Origin of the sequence: Agrobacterium sp. S7/73, from assembly GCF_019355535.1 — a bacterium.
Taxonomy (GTDB): Bacteria; Pseudomonadota; Alphaproteobacteria; order Rhizobiales; family Rhizobiaceae; genus Agrobacterium; species Agrobacterium tumefaciens.
Genome location: NZ_CP072136.1, coordinates 254,496 through 273,606, shown reverse-complemented (window position 1 = coordinate 273,606; position 19,111 = coordinate 254,496). Strand labels below are relative to the sequence as shown.

The following is a 19,111-nucleotide window of genomic DNA, read 5'->3' as shown; positions in this document are numbered from 1 at the left end:
TTGTCACAAGACAACGATAAAGAGAGACGGCAAGGAACCCTTTAGCATGAGCGCAGGCGCAGATTTGCTCCGTATTGAAAATCTGCGGGTCTCGTTTTCTCTTATGGGTGGCACGATTGACGCCGTGAGGGGTGCCAGCCTTCGCATTCTTCCGGGAAAAGTGACCGCGCTTGTCGGAGAATCCGGCTCCGGAAAATCCGTCATCGGCCAGACCATCATGGGCATCCACCCCAAGACGGCGCGCGTGAACGGCCGCGTGCTGTTTACCGATCCCGCAAATGCCGCAGCCGGCCCCGTCGATCTGCTGCAACTGCCGAAGGACGGCCGGGAAATCCGCGCTATACGCGGAAATCGCATCGGGCTGATTTTTCAGGAACCCATGACGTCTTTTTCGCCGTTGCATACGATCGGCAACCAGATTGACGAAGCGCTGAGAATCCACAGCATCCTGTCGCCGGCCGAGCGCGCGGAAAAAATGTATGAGACGCTCGACCTTGTAGGGTTTTCCAACCCGAAGAAGGTCGTGAACATGTATCCCTTCGAATTGTCGGGCGGCATGCGCCAGCGCGCCATGATCGCCATGGCACTGATCTGTCGCCCCGCGCTTCTGATCGCCGACGAACCGACGACGGCTCTTGATGTAACCATACAGGCGCAAATCCTCAAACTCCTGCGCGATCTCCAGAGCCGGCTGAACATGAGCATGCTGCTCATCACCCACGATCTCGGCGTGGTGGCAAACATCGCCGACGAGGTTGCCGTGATCTATCAGGGCGAGATCATGGAAGCCGGAACGGTCGACGATATTTTCAAGGCACCGAGCCACCCCTATCTCAAGGGCCTGATGGCCGCCGTGCCGCATTTCGACATGAAGCCGGGTGAGAGGCTGAAGGCGCTTCGTGAGATCACCGTCGACCACGAAAGCCTTGTCGGCAAGAAGACCGCCGCAGTGAACAAGACCCCCGGCCCGCTCTTGACCGTGGAGAATATCAGCAAGACCTTCACGACCCGGAAGTCCAGCTGGTTCAGCCGCCGCGATGCCAATGCCACCAAGGCGGTGAACAGCGTCAGTTTTGAAATCCGCCGGGGAGAATGCCTTGGCCTCGTCGGCGAAAGCGGCAGCGGCAAGACAACCGTCAGCAAAATCCTCATGCGCGCCGTTCGCCCGGATGAAGGCTCCGTGACCTTTCACCGGCCGCAGGGCGATATCGACGTCCTCAATGCTAGGGACGGCGATCTAAAGGAATTGCGGTCGAAGATACAGATGGTCTTCCAGGACCCGATCTCATCGCTTTCACCGCGCATGACCGTGCGCAATATTTTGAGCGAGCCGCTTGAAATCCATGGACGGGGCGATGCGAAATACCGCGCGGAAAAAGTCCGTAATCTCGTCAAGGCAATCGGCCTTGGAGAAAGCGCGCTGAACCGTTATCCGCACAGTTTCTCAGGCGGCCAGAGGCAGCGTATCGGCATTGCCAGAGCCCTGGCGTTGGGTCCCGAACTGCTGATCTGCGACGAACCCGTTTCTGCCCTAGATGTCTCGGTGCAGGCGCAAATCCTCAACCTGCTCAAGGATTTGCAGAAGGACCTCGGACTTACCTACCTCTTCATCTCGCACAATCTGGCAGTGGTGGATTACATGGCGGACCGCGTGGCGGTGATGTGCGAGGGCCGCATCGTCGAGCTGGCGCCGCGGGAAATCATGATGCGCTCTCCGGTTCACCCCTATACAAAATCGTTGCTGGCGGCCGTGCCTTTTCCCGATCTCGACCGTCCGCTCGATTTCCGCACCATCGGCAAGATCAGCGCGACGGGCAAGTTCGACTGGGGCAAGCAATTCCGCGACGAGGGTGACGGCGAAATGATCTCTGCCGATCTTGGCGATGGCCATTTCGTTCTCGCAAATGGCAATGCCGACATCAGGGAGCTTCGCTCGTGATTACGCGCCGCACCACCCTTGCCTTGATGGCCTCCGTCTTTTTGCCAACCTATACGCGCGCTGCCTATACCGACCCCGCCTACTTCAAGGAAAAGCGGGAAAAAGGTGAGCTGCCTGATATTGCCGAGCGCTTGCCGAAAAACCCGCGCGTCATCGATATGAAGGCGCTTGGCCGGGAGCCCGGAAAACACGGCGGTTCCGTGCGCATGCTGATCGGCGGCCAGCGCGATATCCGGCTTATGCCCATCAGCAACTATGCCCGCCTTGTCGGTTACGACGAAAAATTCGAGCTTCATCCCGACATTCTGGAAAGCTACGACGTTCAGGATGAACGTATCTTCACCTTCAAGCTACGCGAAGGCCACAAATGGTCCGACGGCAGCGATTTAACGTCCGAGGATTTCCGGTATTTCTGGGAGGATGTCGCTCTCAACAAGGAAATTCACAAGGGCGGCCCGCCAATCGAACTGCTGGTCAACAACAATCCTCCCCAGATCGAAGTCATCGACCGGCTGACGGTGCGCTATACCTGGCAAGGCCCTAACCCCGATTTTCTGGCGAAGCTCGCAGCGGCATCGCCCGCGCGGCTTTTCCTGCCCGCCGCCTACATGAAGCAGTTCCACGTCAAATATCAGACCGCGGAAAACCTCGCCAAGCTCATCAAGAAGAACAAGGCGGATGACTGGAGCGGGCTGCATATCAAGATGTCGCGGCAGGTCCGTCCGGAGAATCCCGCTCTGCCGACGCTGGACGCCTGGCGCAATACGACTTCGCCACCGGCCGAACAGTTCGTCTTCGAGCGCAATCCCTATTATCACCGTGTCGACGAAAACGGCCTGCAACTGCCCTATCTCGACCGGTTCCTGCTGAACGTTACGTCCTCCGACATCATCTCGGCCAAGACGGCGTCGGGTGACAGCGATCTGCAATATTTCGGCCTCGATTTCGCCGACTACACCTTCCTGAAGGATGCCGAAAAACGCTTTCCTCTAAAGGTGAACCTCTACAAACGCTCTCAAGGTTCGCGCATTGCGCTTCTGCCCAATCTGAACTGCGCCGATCCTGTATGGCGGAGCTGTTTCCAGGACGTGCGCGTGCGCCGCGCAATGTCGCTCGCTATAAACCGGCACGAAATCAACATGGTCTGCTTTTACGGGCTGGCCAAGGAAAGCGCCGACACCGTCTTGCCGGAAAGCCCGCTTTACCGACCGGAATTTGCCGAGGCCTGGAGTGCCTTCGACCGGGCGATGGCCAACAGGCTGCTTGACGAAGCAGGTCTCGATAAGCGCGACAGCGCCGGCAACCGGCTTCTGCCGGACGGCCGTCCAGCCTATATCATCGTCGAGACCACAGGCGAAAGCACGCTCGAAACGGACGTGATGGAACTGGTCACGGACCACTGGCGGCATATCGGCATTGCGGTTTCGGTCCGCCCGACCCAGCGCGATGTCTTCCGCAAGCGCGCCATGGGCGGCGAGGTGCTGATGTCGGTGTGGATGGGCATGGACAATGGCGTGCCGACCCCCGACATGTTGCCTTCGGGCCTTGCGCCCACCGGCGACGACCAGTTGCAATGGCCGGTCTGGGGCATCCACTATCTGTCCGGCGGGCGCGAGGGCAAGGAGCCTGACCTGCCGGAAGCAGCGCAACTGCTCGATCTCCTGAAAAAATGGCGCCGAAGCGTCACCGAGGAAGAGCGCGAGGCAATCTGGCTGGAAATGCTTGGTATCTACACGCAGCAGGTATTTTCCATCGGCATCGTCAACGGCGCGCTACAACCCGTCGTCCATGTCAAACGCATGCGAAACGTGCCGGAAAAGGCGCTTTTCGGCTTTGAACCCACATCGTATCTCGGCATCTACATGCCGGATGCCTTCTGGTATGACGGAGACGCCTGATATGCTGCGGTATATTCTCAAGCGCATCCTCGTCATGATCCCCACGCTGATCCTGATCTCGATGCTGGTCTTCACCATCATCGAATTGCCGCCGGGCGATTATTTCGAAAGCTACGTCGCCGAACTGCGCGCCATGGGCGAGACCGCAAACCTTGCCGAAATCGAGGAGTTGCGCGTCCGCTATGGCTTTGACCAGCCGGCGCCGATCCGTTACTTCCGCTGGGCAACCGGCATGCTGGTTGGCGATTTCGGTTATTCTTTCGAATATCAGCTCCCGGTAAACGAGGTTGTGGGAGACCGTCTGTGGTTGACGGTTCTGGTGTCCTTCGTCACCATCATCGTCACTTGGATTCTTGCCTTCCCGATCGGCATCTACTCCGCCACGCACAAATATAGCTGGGGCGACTACGGCCTGACCTTCCTCGGTCTGCTTGGCATCGCCATCCCCAACTTCATGCTGGCGCTGATCCTGATGTATTTCGCCAATATCTGGTTCGGCATCTCCATCGGCCATCTGATGGATCGGGAATATCTGAACCAGGCGATGAGCTGGCCAAAGTTCAAATCGATTCTCGAACATATCTGGATACCCGTCCTCATCATCGGAACGGCGGGCACGGCCGGCATGATCCGCCGCCTGCGCGCCAACCTCTTGGACGAGTTGCAGAAACAATATGTCGTAACCGCCCGCGCCAAGGGGCTTCACCCTTTCAAGGTGCTGATCAAATACCCGCTGCGCATGGCGCTGAATTTCTTCATCTCGGACATCGGCTCGATCCTGCCCGCCATCATATCAGGCGCGGAAATCACCGCCGTCGTGCTGTCGCTCGAAACAACCGGTCCGATGCTCATCCGGGCGCTGCAAAGCCAGGACATGTACCTGGCCGGCTCCTTCCTGATGTTCCTTGCTTTCCTCACGGTGATCGGCGTTCTTGTGTCGGATATCGCCCTTGCCATACTTGACCCGAGAATCCGCTTCGGAGGTGGTAACGTCAAATGACTTCATCCATCCCGACATCCGGCGAAGCACTGCCCCACTACGTTTCGACGGCGCCGTTCGACCCGTCGCTCATCGAACCCAATACGTCCGGAATGGCGGCCTTCAGCAAGGCGTCGCAGCTGCGGCTCATGTGGTGGCAGTTCCGTCAGCACAAGATCGCCGTCTGGTCCGGCGCCTTTCTGGTGGTGCTTTATCTTTCGATCCTGATCAGTGAGTTCCTCGCGCCTTACAATCTTCACACACGCAATATCGAGCATATCTACGCCCCACCCCAGGCCATTCACCTTTTCAATGACGGAAAATTTGTCGGGCCTTTCGTCTATGGTCGGGAAATGACGCTCGACATGGACAATCTGCGGCGTGTCTACCGGGATGTGCCGACGGATATCCAGCCGCTGCGTTTCTTCTGCAAGGGCGATACCTATCATTTCTGGGGCATGATCGAGGCTAGAACCCACCTCGTATGTCCGGCCGAAGGTGGTGAATTGTTCCTGCTCGGCACCGACCGGCTTGGACGAGACGTGCTGTCGCGAATCATCTACGGCGCGCGCATCTCGCTGACGATCGGCCTTCTCGGTGTCGCCATGAGCTTCGTTCTCGGCATTGTGATCGGCGGTCTTGCAGGTTATCGCGGCGGCACTTTCGATCTCATCGTCCAGCGTATCATCGAAGTCCTGCAATCCATTCCGAGCATTCCGCTGTGGCTCGCACTCGCAGCAATCATGCCGGTGACCTGGAGTCCGATCCTCGTCTATCTTGGCATCACCATCATTCTCGGCATGCTGGACTGGACGGGACTGGCGCGCGCCGTGCGCTCCAAATTGCTGGCATTGCGCGAGGAAGACTATGTTTTGGCTGCACAACTGATGGGCGCCGGCACGCCGCGCATCATCGGCAGGCACCTTATCCCCGGCTTCATGTCACATCTGATCGCATCGGCGACGCTGACGATACCGGGCATGATTCTCGGCGAAACCGCGCTGAGCTTCCTTGGTCTCGGCCTCAGGCCGCCGATCACAAGTTGGGGAATTCTGCTCACGGAGGCGCGCAGCGTCAGCGTCATTGCGCTATATCCGTGGCTTCTCATCCCGACGATTCCGGTTGTTCTCGTCATTCTGGCCTTTAATTTCTTCGGTGACGGACTACGTGATGCTGCGGATCCCTTCAGATAAAATGGAACACGCCTTGATAAACTGCTCTTCCGCCATCGCCTTTTTTGGGAAAGGCAAAAAGAGGTGTGGCCGATGACCTCCCGTCTGAACGACGCACGCATCCTCATGTACAGCCACGATTCCTTCGGCCTCGGACATCTGCGGCGCTGTCGCACGATCGCTCACGCGCTGGTGGAGGATTATCGCGGCCTCAACGTGCTTATCATTTCGGGTGCGACTATCGCCGGCGCCTTCGATTATCGCGCTCGTGTCGATTTCGTGAAAATCCCGAGCGTCATCAAGCTGCGCAACGGCGAATACACCTCCATGGACCGGCATATCGATCTTCAGGAAACACTGAAGATGCGCCGCTCCATCATCTATCACACTGCCGAAAGCTTCCAGCCGGATATCTTCATCGTCGACAAGGAGCCCATGGGTCTTCGTGGCGAGGTGGAGGAAACGCTTGCGTATCTCAAGGGACAGGGAACCAAGCTTGTCATCGGCCTCCGTGACGTCATGGATGCACCGCAGTTGCTTGAAGCGGAGTGGAAGCGCAATGACGTGATGACCAAGATCGGCAAGTTCTATGACCACGTCTGGATTTATGGCCCCCCGGATTTCCACGACCCCTTGACGGGGCTCGACGTTCCCCAGACCGTTCGCGACAAGATGGATTTCGTCGGCTTCCTGCAACGCTCCAAAACGCAGGCGGAAACCGTGGCGCACCGGCCGGAGGGCGACTATCTTCTCATCACCACTGGCGGCGGCGGTGACGGCAGCGAATTGATCGATGACGTCATCAACGCCTACCGTCATGATAGCGAACTGACGCACAAGGCGCTCGTGGTGCTCGGCCCTTACATGCCGGCAGACCAGCGCCAGCGATTCATGAGCAGTGTTGCCGACATTCCGTACATAGAGATCATCGAATTCGACAACCGCATGGAAGACCTCGTTGCCGGCGCTCAGGCCGTCGTGTCGATGGGCGGCTACAACACCGTCTGCGAGATATTGTCGTTCGACAAGCCTGCCCTCGTCGTGCCGCGCACGGTGCCGAGAGAGGAGCAGCTTATCCGCGCAAGCCGCGCGTCGGAGCTCGGCCTTTTCGACATGCTTTTACCTGAGGATGCCGAGAATCCGGCAAAAATGGCGGCAGCTCTTAAAGCGCTGCCGAATCGCGCGCCGCCTTCCGTCAATTCGCAGGACCTGAAGCTCGATGGTCTGGAAAACATTTCGAAACGGATAGCCGAATGGCTGCCGCCCGAGGGCGACAAGGTGCCAATAACGCTGACGGCGTGACCGGCTCCCCGACAACCACCGCTTCAAAAGAGACACGCGCAACGTGACCGACACAAAAAAAATCGTGGTGCTCCTCAAGGGCTATCCGCGCCTGTCCGAGACTTTCATCGCCCAGGAACTTCTGGGGCTTGAAAAGGCTGGCCTTACGCTGGAACTCATGTCCATGCGCCGCCCGACGGATAAAAAACGCCACCCCGTTCACGATGAAATCCGCGCACCCGTGACCTACCTGCCGGAATATCTGCATGACGAGCCCATCCGCGTGCTGAAGGCCCTGTGGGCATGCCGCAAAAAGCCAGGCTTCACCAAGGCGCTGCGTCGGTTTTTCAGCGATCTGCCGCATGATCTCAGCCGCAACCGCTTCCGCCGTTTCGGGCAGGCGGCCGTGCTGGCGCACGAATGGCCCGTAGATGCCGGGTGGCTGCACGTCCACTTCATCCACACACCCGCCTCGGTCGCCGCCTATACACATCTTATCACCGGCACGCCCTGGACGATTTCGGCCCACGCCAAGGATATCTGGACCTCCAGCGACCGGGACCTTGCCGCAAAGCTGGAAAGCGCCCGCTGGGCCGTGACCTGCACCGCAAGCGGCTTTCAGCATCTTCGCACCCTTTCCGGCGTCAAGCAGAATGTGCATTTGAGCTATCACGGTCTCGATCTCACCCGCTTCCCGCATTTCGACACGCCGCGTCCGCAAAGAGATGGATCGGACGCTCATGATCCGGTCAGGATTTTGAGTGTTGGACGGGCCGTCAAGAAAAAGGGCATCGATATTCTGTTGCAGGCTTTGGCCTCGCTTCCACAGGACATCCATTGGCGTTTCACCCATATCGGTGGCGGCGACGAACTTGCCGGGTTGAAAAAACTCGCCGACGAGCTTGGCATCGCCGACAGGATCGTCTGGACCGGCGCCATGGACCAGAAACAGGTGCTGGAGAATTACCGCGAGGCCGACCTCTTCGCCCTTGCCTGCTGCATCACCAGCGATGGTGACCGAGACGGTCTTCCCAATGTGCTGGTCGAGGCCGCCAGCCAGGCGCTGACCTGCATTTCCACCAATATATCAGGCATTCCGGAATTCTTCGTGGACGGTGAAAACGGCCTGCTGACGGAGCCCGAAAATCCGGTTGCCTTCGCCGAGGCTCTGCGCACGGCGATTACCGATCCACAATTGCGTGAGCGTCTGGGTAGTGCGGCGGAAAACCGTGTGCGAACCGCCTTCGACAACCGCACCAGCATTGCCGAGTTGAAGACGCTGTTCGAAACCGAGTGGGAAAAAACGCCATGACCGATACGGAAAAGCGCCCTTCCGTTTTCTTCTACGTCCAACACCTTCTGGGTATCGGCCATATCGCCCGCGCCAGCCGCGTTGCCAATGCCCTTCAGGCAGATGGTTTCGATGTCGTTCTGGTGACAGGTGGCACCCCGGTTCCCGGCTTTCCGGGCGAAGGCATCCGCCATGTCGAATTGCCGCCGATCGCCGTCAGCGACGGCAGCTTTTCCGGCCTTGTCGATAGTTCCGGCAAACCGGTCGATGACGACTTCAAGAAGCTTCGAACGGATATGCTGATCGGCGCCTATCACGGCGCAAAGCCGGATATCGTCATCATAGAGGCCTTCCCCTTCGGCCGCAGGCAGGTGCGTTTCGAATTGCTGCCGCTTCTGCACGAGATCGAGGACAGTGAACCACGCCCGCTCGTCATGACGTCGCTGCGCGATATTCTGCAGGAAAAAGCCAAACCCGGCCGGGACGAAGAAACCGTGTCGCTGGTGAAGAAACATTTCGACGCGGTGCTGGTCCACGGAGATCCGGATTTCGTCCGGCTGGAGGAGACCTTTCCCCTTGCCGGCGAAATCAGCCAGCGCGTTGTCTATACCGGCCTCGTCGCGCCGCTGCCACCGCCGGAACCGGCGGAAAAATTCGATATCGTCGTTTCCGCTGGCGGAGGTGCCGTTGGTGCAGCCCTTATCCGGGCCGCACTTGAGGCATCGCCTCTGCTGGAAGAGATCAAAAGCTGGTGCCTCATAACCGGCCCCAACATGCCGCAGGCAGATTTCGATGCGATCTCGGCGCAGGCGCCCGAAAATGTGTCCATCTTCCGCTTCCGCAAGGATTTCGCAAGCCTGCTTGCCGGCGCGCGGCTTTCGGTTTCGCAGGCCGGTTACAACACCGTCTGCGATATTCTACAGGCAAAATGCCGCTCGCTTCTGATCCCGTTTGCGGCCGATGGCGAAACGGAACAGAGCGCCCGCGCCGAACGGCTGGCGCGGCTGCGACTGGCACAGGTTCTGGAAGAGAAGGAAATCTCTGCGCAATCCATGGCCGATGCCATCAGGGCGGCATTGGCCCTGCCGGGACCGGACGTGATCCACCTCGATCTCGATGGCGCCGCAGGAACGGCTAGAGCTTTGCGCCGCCTTTTTGATGAGCGGTGAGGATCGCCTTTAACTCTCGAACGGCCTCTTCATCCGTGCCCTTGCGCCCTGCGCCGGTGAAACCGAGTTTCGCCACCCGGCTTTCCGGATCGTAAAACGGAATGGCGGAACAGGATGCGTGGATCTCCGTAATGGGAAAGCGGTCCAGCAATGTCTGCACAACTGGTGGACGCACCCCGGCCCCCGGCATGATGACAATTCGTCCGGCGGCAAGCTCGGATAATCGGGCCAAGGTCTCGATGCCCTCAAGCGCCGAACGCGCGCCCCCGGAGGTCAGAATTCTCGGGAAACCCAGCGCGATAGCGGCCTCCAAGGCTTCATCCATGTCGGGAACAACGTCGATCGCCCGGTGCAGCGTCATATCGAGCCCGTTGGCGTGGCGGCACAGCTCTTCGAGCAGGGGAATATCGAGCGAGCCATCGCCAAGCGAGGCACCGAGCACCACGCCGGAAAGCCCCGCCGCGCGCGCCGCATCGATATCGCGTTTCATCACATCGGCTTCGTCGCGCGTGAACACGAAATCCCCGGCGCGCGGCCTGATCATCACGCTCACCGGCAGGGCGTAGGCCGCCGCCCGGTGCATGAAACCCGCAGACGGCGTCACACCGCCACCGGACAATGCCGCGCAAAGTTCTATTCGGTCGGCCCCACCCCTGACCGCCGCTTCCAGACCGGCCACGTCGTCCACGCAAATCTCGAGAATCATCGTAACCTCTTTCTTTTGAATGTGCCGTGTTTTCGCGCCGGCTAATCCGAAAACCGCCCACACTTTTCGGTCCGACGCTCTACCTGCGGCGGCCCTTCCCATCAAGCGCGTAGAGCATGTAAACGCCGCCGAGACCTACAACCGCTCCCAGGATTGAAGTGCCTGAATAGCTCGTGACGAGCGTGCCGACGGCAAAAATCAGCGCACCCAAACCCGCGCCGAGGAAGATGTTGACGGCAATCAGCGAGCTTCCAAGCCCCGGCCGATCCGCAATCAGTTCCTGCAGATAGGTGATCGGGATACTGATGATGGCGGCTGCGCCGAGCGCGCTGATCAAGGTCTGCGCATAGATATGCCAAGGTGCCGTCGCGAGACCCTGCAGGATGAGGTAGATGGCATAAAGCCCCGCTCCCGCCGCAAGGGTCAGCGTTTGCGGCACCTTCTTTTCGATCCAGCCCCACAGCAGAATGAAGACGATTTCCAGCGCGGCAACGATGCCAGCGACGATACCGATATCCGCGACCGTTCCCTTTGCCTGACCCGTTATGATGAGCGAGCGGATGGAATCATTGAGATGCAGCATCGAGCAGATGAGCGCGATGGCGATGATTCGCAGCAGCACCCGTCGCTCCCCGATTTCCGCAAGTGAAGCGCGGACGCCGAAACGTGCTTGCGTGTTCACCGATGTCGGCGTCGCCGTGCGCGGCAGGCAGAAGGCGACAAGCAGAAAGCAGATAAGCGCGCAAATGCCTGAGAACAGGAAAGCCATCAGCATATTGCCGGAGTTTACCAGAAAAATACCGACGATACCCGGCACCAGCACCCATGAAAGCGAAATCGTGGCCCGCATGATCGAATTCACCGCGATCATGTCGCCCGTCGAAAGATTGCGGGCATCGGCGCGCACATGCGCGAAAATCAGAGAGTTCATCGCCCCGAAAATCGGCAGGAGCAGCAGCTTTGCGGTCACGAAGGCGGTGGCATTACCAACGAGATAAACCAGCAGATAGCCGCTGACGCCGAAAAGCGCGATCAGCAGCATGGGTTTGCGATATTCGCCGAGCCGGTCTGCAACGATGCCCATCAGCACGCTGGCGCTGACATTGATGATGGCGGCAAACAGCATCAGCAGGGAATAGACGGTGTTGCTGAGCCCGATTTCGCGAATGCCGATCACCGCCTGATAGGGGGCGGTGGCGGCATTCGAAAATCCGAAGAACAGGATGGCGAGCGCCCCGATGCGGATCGACGGATTGTTGAAAACGATGGAAAGAGCCGACGGCATGAAGGTTCGCCTGAGATGATCCGGCACGGCCGGATCGCTGAATGAAATGCTATCGAACCGCTGTCATCACCAGCGGGCCGAAAGGATGGGTTTCGGGATATAGTTGAAATGCGGTTTCCATGGGTAAAAATCGCCATCCCGGCGGCGATTGGGGAGGTTTTCGATATCCTGATTGATAACCCCCTCCGTCAACGCCATGAGATTGGGATTGGCGATGGGCGCAAGCTCCGGCGAAAGATAACCTGACTTGACGACCAGCAGCCTTACCGCCTTCGGATCGAAGCCCAGACGGGTGAAATCCGCGATCATGTGATAAGGCCTGCGCCTTGCAGCCAGAATGACGGTAATGCCATCGATGACGACTACCGCCTGCCGCTGATCGGAAGCACCTGGATCGTCCAGTTTCAGGACCTTGGCTTCGACAGTGATGGAAGGGCTTTCGGGATCGAGACTGCCGCCGATCTTCAGGGAAAGCGCCGCGCCCTCGCCCGCCGCAAAACAGGCCTCGACCGCCGGCTTGTCGGTGATGCCGCCGATCAACGCGCCCTGCCAATTGCGCGAAATCAACGCCGCCAGAACATCGGCCCGATCGCCCACCCCGCCGCCGGTCGGATTGTCGCCGGAATCCGCCAGAATGATCGGCCCGGTTGTTGTTTTTTCCGCAATATCCATGATGACCTCGAGCGGTTCGGTCACGGGACCGAAACGGAAATCCTGTCGGGCATTCCAGTAGGATTGCGCAATCTCCGAGGCGACCGCCTGCGCGGCATCTTTGTCCGTCCCGGTCACGACAGCGCAGGCCGTCGCCCTTGGTTCATCGGCCCAGACGTAGCCGATCATGAAATTCGCATCCCAAATGCCGGGCCGCGCGTCGTAGTCCGGCAAGACGGCATAGAGGCTTTTGGCCGGTTCATCTTCCGTGGAGGTTTTTTCACCCGGCAGGAGAACGGGGATTTTCGCCCATGCCACACCGGGCTTCTCGCCAGTTTTCAGAGCCTTGATGAGCATCGTCCACGCCCGCACCATCGTCTCGCGCACATCGATATGCGGCGCAGTTCGGTAGCCGGCGAAAATATCCAATTGGTCGATGATCGACTGGCTGACATTGCCGTGCAGGTCGTAGCTGGCGGAAATGATCACATCCGGTCCGACTACGGCGCGGGCGCTGGAAATCCAGTCCCCTTCCGCATCGTCCATTCCCTCGACATTCATCGCGCCATGCATGGCGAGATAAAGCCCGTCGAGCGGCAGGCAAGCCTTGAGACGCTCCAAGAATTCCTGCTTGAACACATCATAGGCCGCGCGCGACACGGGACCACCCGGCACCGCCCGCGCATGCAGAAGCGGCAACACCTCCGCCCCGCCTTCACCGAGGAAATTGAAATATTCGGCTTCCAGCAACTCCGCCCCGCGAAAGACGCGAAAATCTTCCTGACGCATCAGCACCGGCGAATAGGTGCTGCATTCGGTATGAATTCCACCAACGGCAATACGCATCTCGCCTTCCTCTCAATAGACCGGGCTCAAGCGGACGATGGCGGAGAAACGCAGCCAGTCCTTCTGCGCTTTCGGCGTCCACGCCGCCTCGGCAATGGCGGGCAGTCTCGGGAAAACCAGATGGTTGAAATAGGCGCGATTGAGGAAATGTTCGGACCAGATGCAGGCCTGAACGCCTTTCATTCGCTCCTTCAATTCCTCGGGGAACTCACCGACTGCCTCGTAAGCATATGTATGCGACGGCGGAACGGTGCCGGCCCAGCTTGCGCCCGGCTCCTGCCAGGCTTCATCCTGCACCATGTCAAGATAATAGGCCTGTCCCGGCGTCATCACGACGTCGTAGCCCTGCTTTGCAAGCTCCAGGCCAACTTCCGGCTTCTGCCAGGCCATCAGCAATGTTCCCGAGGGATCGACGCCGCCGCCGTGCGAAACTTCGTCCCAGCCGGCAAGCTGGCGGCCGCGCTCATGCAGCATCCCCTGAATACGTTTCATGAAATAGGACTGAATGCCGAAGGTGCCGTCGAGGCCTTCCTTTTCCATCAACGACTTGGCAAGCGGCGAGGCAAGCCAGGAGCCATCTGCTACCTCGTCGCCGCCGATATGGATCAGCCGCGAGGGGAAAAGCTCCACCATCTCGTCGAATATCTTGCCAAGGAATTCATAGGTCGGCTCGATGGCGGGATTGAGCCCATTGTTGGGATAGCCCTGTACGGAGCGATAGCTGTCCGGCGCTTCCTGCCCATCCGTCAGCTCCGGATAGGCAACGAGAGCCGCCGTGCTGTGGCCGGGAATATCGACCTCCGGTACGATTTCGATGTTCAGTGCCGCCGCATGCGCGACGACCATGCGAACATCATCCTGCGTGTAATAACCGGAAACCGGCTCAGCCCCATTGCCGAGCTGCGGCAGAAGCGGCGCATCCGGTCCGCGCGTCGCGCCGACTGTCGTCAGCAGCGGGTAAGCCTTGATTTCGAGACGCCAAGCCTCGTCATCCGTCAGGTGCCAATGGAACCGGTTCATGCGCAGCCATGCAAGAATGTCGATCAGCCGCACGACATCACCGGTCGGATAGAATTGTCGCGAGACATCCAGATGGCAACCGCGCCAGCTGTAACGCGGCGCATCGGCGATGGTGCCTGAAACCGGGAAACGGAATTTGGTATCGGTGCGCGCGCCGTGCAGCAATTGCGCGAGCACAGTCAGACCGTATTGCAGACCTGCAGCGGCCGAATATTCCACGACGACGGCGTCATCAGAGAAAGACAGGCGATAACCTTCCGCTTCCAGACCGCTATGTTGTTTGAAACGAAGCGGTTTGCCCTCATGAACAGGCGCGAGGCTGAAAGGCACGTGACCAACGGCAAAAAGCCTCCGGAACAGCGACGAAACAGTTTCCACCGCAAGCACTTCTTGCTTGCCTGCCTCTTCGGTCGGGAAGAGTGCGACGGGGAAGTCTTCGCCCGGCGCGGCATCGATTTCTGCAGGCCAGGGCTGGATGGCGAAGGGCAGATCGAGCTTTCCTTCGGGAAGCAGGGCTGGCGCCGGCTCGCTATGGCGCCCGTCAAGCATCAGGTCAGCGACATCAACCGCGCGATGTGTGCCGTCGGCAAGGCTGATATAGGCGGATTTCGCACCGTCTGTGCGATGGCGAGCAGGCCTGAGCAGGCCGTCAACGGTGAAACGCCACGATTTCCCGGCTTCGAGCACGAAACCCGTTGGCGGCGCAAATTCATGGAAATTGGCATTGCGGCGCAGATAGACGGCATTGCCGCAGACGGGCTTGTCGATGGTCCGCGTCAGCGACGTATAGACGATCCGGAAATCCTTCACCGGCTCGCTGGAAAGATTGAACAGGGTGAAGGTGAAGCCACCCGATGCGGAATCGTCGAGCGGATGCCATGAGTTTTCGAGACGAAATTGTGCGAGCGCCATGATGCTCCCCTTTATTGTGCTTCAAGCCCGAGAGGACTTCGGTCAGTAGTGTTCGGATTGTGAGAAAGTGCGGGCGAGCGGCGCCTGCCCTGCCGTCAGGCCGCAATCCACCGGCAGGCACACGCCGCTGATGGCCGCTGCCTGTGGCCCGGCTAGAAAAGCGACGGCGTTGGCGACATCCTCAGGCCTCACGATGCGCTGCAACGGATACCAGTGCTTCGCTTCCTCGAAGACCTGAGGATTGACTGCCGCCCGCGCTTCCCAAGCCTGCGTGCGCACGGTTCCTGGAGCAACAGCATTGGAACGGATGCCGAATTTACCGTATTCGACAGCGATCAGCTTCGTCAGATGGATCAAGCCTGCCTTTGCCGCGCTATAGGCGGGATGGCCGAACACAGCCATGCCGTTGACGGAGGTGATATTGATGACAGACCCTTGCGTGCGCTTAAGCGCGTCCTCGAAAGCCCTGAAGCAGAGAAACGGTGCTTCCAAGTTAAGGGCATTGTCCTTGCGCCATATCTCTGCGGTCGTGTCGTGCAGGCTGACGGCCCTTGCAGCACCAGCATTGTTGACGAGGGTCGCGACATCACCCAGCTCCCCAACCTCCAAGGCCAGCCTTGCAAGATCCTGCGGATCGGTGACGTCGCAGGTTTTCGAAACGAAGGCGGAACCGGAAAGCAGGGAAAGCGCATTGGAAAGGGCGTCGGGATCGATATCGACCAACACCACCTTCGCGTGGCTTTCAGAAAGCGCCGCGGCAATTGCCCGGCCGATGTCGCCCGCCGCGCCCGTTACGACGGCGACCTGGTCTTTCCTGTCCTGCATGTCATGCTACTCCTTCGAGGCTTTCCAGAGCGGGTTTTGAGGTCAAGCCGCTCTACATCTTTGTTTTTATGCATTTTCCGGGCGTGAAACCGCTACGCGGCTCACTGGAAATGCTCTAGTCACCCAGCAATTGCCGGTCGTCCGGATCACGATGCTCCACAAGCTGCTGCTTGATGTGCCGCAGGGTCACCATCGACCGCTGCCGGTGGTGATAGGCAGCTAGCGTCGCCAGAACATCAACCGCCGCCAGATAGGCATAACGCGATGATGTTGGGCGGAAGATATTGTTTCCCTCAGGCACGTTGACGGCCACCACCATATCGGCGGCCAAGGCGACGGGCGTATCGCTCTGGGTCAGCGCGATGGTGGTGACCCCCATTTCCCGCGCCAGCCTGAAGCACTTCACCAATTCCATGTTGCGGCCGGAAAAGGAGGATCCGATGATGACGTCTTCCTTCCGCGCAGCGGCAGTCATCATCAATTGCATGCTGTGATCGGCGCTGGTCGAAACGCGCAGGCCAAGGCGAAACAGCCGGTTCTGAATTTCCGAGGCGATCATCGAGGAATTACCACCGGCTCCAAACGCGTAGATCATGCCGCTATTGGCAATCCGGACGGCCGCTTCGTCGGCGAGGGCGGGATCGAGCGTCTTGTGCAGCAGGAAAAGCGCCTCCTGCGCCTTGGCAAGCACTTCCTCGGCGACGTCCGACGGGCCTGTGCTTGTCGGTTCCGAGGTGAGGTAGCGGATGCCGACATAAGCGGTCTTGGCAAGGCTGACCTTGAAATCCGAAAAGCTCTGGCAACCCAGACGGCGGCAGAACCGCGTCACGGTTGGCGGTGAAACCTCGGCGCGGGCGGCAAGCTCGATGATCGATGCATTGACCGCAAACTCGAAGTCCGAAACCAGAATATCGGCGATCCGCCGCTCCGATTGCGAGAACTGTCCCCTGTCGTCTTGAATCTTTGCGAAAATATCCATGCTCACCGGTCTCCGTTCCGCCAAAACTTAAGGCTTGGCCCCGTTTCCGATGCACCCTAATCCGAGACGCCCGTCAACCGTACACACCCATGAATCGACCATGTTTCGCCCCGTTGACGACACGCCGGACACCTTTGATTTGAAAATTATTTTCTCTGTTGATTGCGAGATGAGCATATGCCAACAATATTCGCCAGAGAAATATCCAAATCTTGAAAATAATTTCAACAACGGACCTGAATCATGCGCGACCCATTCAAAAACCCTTTTCCCGAAACAGACGTCGCCCGCCACTCCATCTGGGACATGCTGGTAACGCGGGATATCGACGCCTTCCTCACTGCCGACTGGTCGAAAGTCGCGGATGATTTCGTAAAGGACGGCTTTCTCGGCATCAACGCCAACCGGGATGCAAACCCGGACAACTGGCGCCTGTCCTTCCCCTCGCTTGACGCCTATCGCGACGAATGGCTGCGACAGGCGCAGGATTTCCAGACCCAGCAATTCGCTGAAGACCCGCGCAACGCGATCTTCACCACCACCACGCTGGAAGAAATCGAAGTGGAAGGTGAGACCGCGCTGGTTCGCAAGAAGTTCGACGGCGGGCTTCGCAAGGCCGACGGCAGCTTCGACGTCATGAAATGGCAGACGCTCTATTATTGCCGACTGCATGAGGGCCGCTGGAAAATCAGCGGTTTCACCGGATACATGCCCAATCCCATGCCGTGATCCAGCGGACCTGCCAGACCGATTTGAACGCCGGGCCGAAAGCCCGGCGTTGCTTTTTCGTCTGGAGGACGAAGGCCGCTCAAAAACGATAGCGTCGCAGAAAACCGGGCATGGCGAGACAGATTTCATGGCCCGGTTCCCGCCCTTTATTGTATCAGTTTGAGGACAGAAAGATCGACACGCCGTTCGAGCGATGTGCCGCTTTCATCAAACAGATGGCAATCCGACGCCTTGATACCGGTGACGATGGTTTCATCGACGACAACAGGCGCAGAACCGGAAAGAAGCGCGCAATAATTTTCACCCGTGGGCGCGACGCCATAAGCGATCGTATTCACACCCAGCCGCTCGATAACGCTGGGCGCGACCTTGATATTCAGGTCGGCCGTTTCGAGACCGGTGTGTTCCGGGCGAATGCCGAGCGTCAGTTGCGTGCCTTCAAGACCGGCGCGCGGCTCCACCGGCACGGTGATTGTCTGGCCCTCATACTCCACGGTCACACCATCGGCGCTGACGGATTTGCAGGTGACCTTCAGGAAATTCATTTTCGGATTGCCGATGAAACCGGCGACGAACAGGTTTGCGGGCTTGTGGTAAAGTTCCAGCGGCGCGCCGACCTGGGAGATTTCGCCCGCATTCAGCACCACGATGCGGTCAGCCATGGTCATGGCTTCCACCTGGTCATGCGTCACGTAGATCATCGTCGCCTTCAGCGTCCGATGCAGATTGGTGAGCTCGATACGCATGTCGGCGCGAAGTGCGGCGTCAAGGTTGGAAAGCGGCTCGTCGAACAGGAATATCTTCGGCTCGCGAACGATGGCGCGGCCGATCGCTACACGCTGGCGCTGGCCGCCGGACAACATGCCGGGACGCTGCTGCAGGCGCTGGTCGAGTTGCAGGATCTTGGCGACGGCCTCCACCTTTTCCTTGATCTTGCCCTCTTCCATCTTTTCGACTCGGAGGGGAAAAGCGATGTTTTCAAAAACCGTCATATGCGGATAGAGCGCATAGGACTGGAACACCATGGCGATGCCGCGTCTAACCGGCGGCAAGTCATTGACCTTCACGCCGTTGATGACGATGTCGCCGGCGGAAATATCCTCAAGGCCGGCGATCATGCGCAGCAATGTGGATTTACCGCATCCCGAGGGGCCGACAAAAACGACGAACTCGCCATCCCTGATGTCGAGCTGAACGCCCTTGATGACTTCGAAATGTCCATAGTTCTTGCGGACGTTGTTGAGATAAAGCTGACCCAAAACTTGCCTCTCCCGTCACCAGCCGACATCAGGCTGCGTTCAGAGACGTTCCGCGACACGGAAAAATCGCGCCTTATCGGAACCGTTAAAACACACGAGAAGCTCCTGCCGTCATAGCGGCGGGTATTCTCGCAACGAATTATGAGGTTGCGGGCGACCTGCGCCCGCAA

At 59.0% G+C, this 19,111-nt stretch carries 15 protein-coding genes; 8 read left to right on the top strand and 7 right to left on the bottom strand.

The window, feature by feature from the left end; translation table 11 throughout:
* Positions 1–46 precede the first annotated feature (46 nt).
* The 7 genes from J5276_RS01190 to J5276_RS01160 all read left to right on the top strand — a co-directional run bounded on the left by J5276_RS01190 (position 47) and on the right by J5276_RS01160 (position 9,729).
* A complete protein-coding gene (locus J5276_RS01190) occupies positions 47–1,939 on the top strand; it encodes an ABC transporter ATP-binding protein (RefSeq protein WP_025594512.1) in 1,893 nt (630 codons plus the stop codon).
* Positions 1,936–3,837 carry an ABC transporter substrate-binding protein gene (locus tag J5276_RS01185; RefSeq protein ID WP_112155396.1) on the top strand — a complete coding sequence of 634 codons (1,902 nt, stop codon included), beginning with the start codon at positions 1,936–1,938 and terminating at the stop codon, positions 3,835–3,837. The genes J5276_RS01190 and J5276_RS01185 overlap by 4 nt, the downstream gene beginning before the upstream one ends.
* 1 nt (position 3,838) lies before the next feature.
* On the top strand, positions 3,839–4,837 hold the full coding sequence (locus J5276_RS01180) for an ABC transporter permease (RefSeq protein ID WP_003516797.1): 999 nt from the start codon (positions 3,839–3,841) through the stop codon (positions 4,835–4,837).
* Positions 4,834–6,009, top strand: a complete 1,176-nt coding sequence (locus J5276_RS01175) for an ABC transporter permease (protein WP_038492283.1) — start codon at positions 4,834–4,836, stop codon at positions 6,007–6,009. The genes J5276_RS01180 and J5276_RS01175 overlap by 4 nt, the downstream gene beginning before the upstream one ends.
* Before the next feature lie 72 nt (positions 6,010–6,081).
* Complete coding sequence (locus J5276_RS01170; protein WP_003516795.1) at positions 6,082–7,290, top strand: glycosyltransferase family protein; 1,209 nt, start codon at positions 6,082–6,084, stop codon at positions 7,288–7,290.
* Positions 7,291–7,333: 43 nt separating this feature from the next.
* Positions 7,334–8,581: a glycosyltransferase family 4 protein gene (locus J5276_RS01165; protein WP_209159553.1), complete on the top strand. Its 1,248-nt coding sequence runs from the start codon at positions 7,334–7,336 to the stop codon at positions 8,579–8,581.
* On the top strand, positions 8,578–9,729 hold the full coding sequence (locus J5276_RS01160; RefSeq protein ID WP_112155395.1) for a glycosyltransferase family protein: 1,152 nt from the start codon (positions 8,578–8,580) through the stop codon (positions 9,727–9,729). The genes J5276_RS01165 and J5276_RS01160 overlap by 4 nt, the downstream gene beginning before the upstream one ends.
* On the opposite strand, the gene J5276_RS01155 is transcribed toward J5276_RS01160, so the two are convergent.
* The 6 genes from J5276_RS01155 to J5276_RS01130 all read right to left on the bottom strand — a co-directional run bounded on the left by J5276_RS01155 (position 9,695) and on the right by J5276_RS01130 (position 16,953).
* The gene (locus J5276_RS01155) at positions 9,695–10,435 is read right to left on the bottom strand and encodes a copper homeostasis protein CutC (protein ID WP_111782601.1); all 741 of its coding nucleotides are present in this window, start codon (positions 10,433–10,435) and stop codon (positions 9,695–9,697) included. The two genes, J5276_RS01160 and J5276_RS01155, sit on opposite strands and share 35 nt — an antisense overlap.
* A gap of 79 nt (positions 10,436–10,514) precedes the next feature.
* Positions 10,515–11,720, bottom strand: a complete 1,206-nt coding sequence (locus tag J5276_RS01150; RefSeq protein ID WP_065659915.1) for an MFS transporter — start codon at positions 11,718–11,720, stop codon at positions 10,515–10,517.
* Positions 11,721–11,786: 66 nt separating this feature from the next.
* Positions 11,787–13,217, bottom strand: a complete 1,431-nt coding sequence (locus tag J5276_RS01145) for a M81 family metallopeptidase (RefSeq protein ID WP_112155394.1) — start codon at positions 13,215–13,217, stop codon at positions 11,787–11,789.
* Between the two features lie 12 nt (positions 13,218–13,229).
* The gene (locus tag J5276_RS01140; RefSeq protein ID WP_112155393.1) at positions 13,230–15,149 is read right to left on the bottom strand and encodes a beta-N-acetylhexosaminidase; all 1,920 of its coding nucleotides are present in this window, start codon (positions 15,147–15,149) and stop codon (positions 13,230–13,232) included.
* 42 nt (positions 15,150–15,191) lie between these two features.
* The gene (locus J5276_RS01135) at positions 15,192–15,974 is read right to left on the bottom strand and encodes an SDR family oxidoreductase (RefSeq protein ID WP_065703402.1); all 783 of its coding nucleotides are present in this window, start codon (positions 15,972–15,974) and stop codon (positions 15,192–15,194) included.
* A 115-nt stretch (positions 15,975–16,089) separates the two neighbouring features.
* A complete protein-coding gene (locus tag J5276_RS01130; protein ID WP_003516783.1) occupies positions 16,090–16,953 on the bottom strand; it encodes a MurR/RpiR family transcriptional regulator in 864 nt (287 codons plus the stop codon).
* A gap of 243 nt (positions 16,954–17,196) precedes the next feature.
* Here J5276_RS01130 and J5276_RS01125 point away from each other — a divergent pair, with 243 nt between their 5' ends.
* Positions 17,197–17,682, top strand: coding sequence for a hypothetical protein (locus J5276_RS01125; RefSeq protein ID WP_013636865.1), 486 nt, complete (start codon positions 17,197–17,199; stop codon positions 17,680–17,682).
* Between the two features lie 146 nt (positions 17,683–17,828).
* Here J5276_RS01125 and J5276_RS01120 read toward each other — a convergent pair whose 3' ends face one another.
* Complete coding sequence (locus tag J5276_RS01120) at positions 17,829–18,941, bottom strand: ABC transporter ATP-binding protein (RefSeq protein ID WP_003516776.1); 1,113 nt, start codon at positions 18,939–18,941, stop codon at positions 17,829–17,831.
* Between the last annotated feature and the right edge of the window lie 170 nt (positions 18,942–19,111).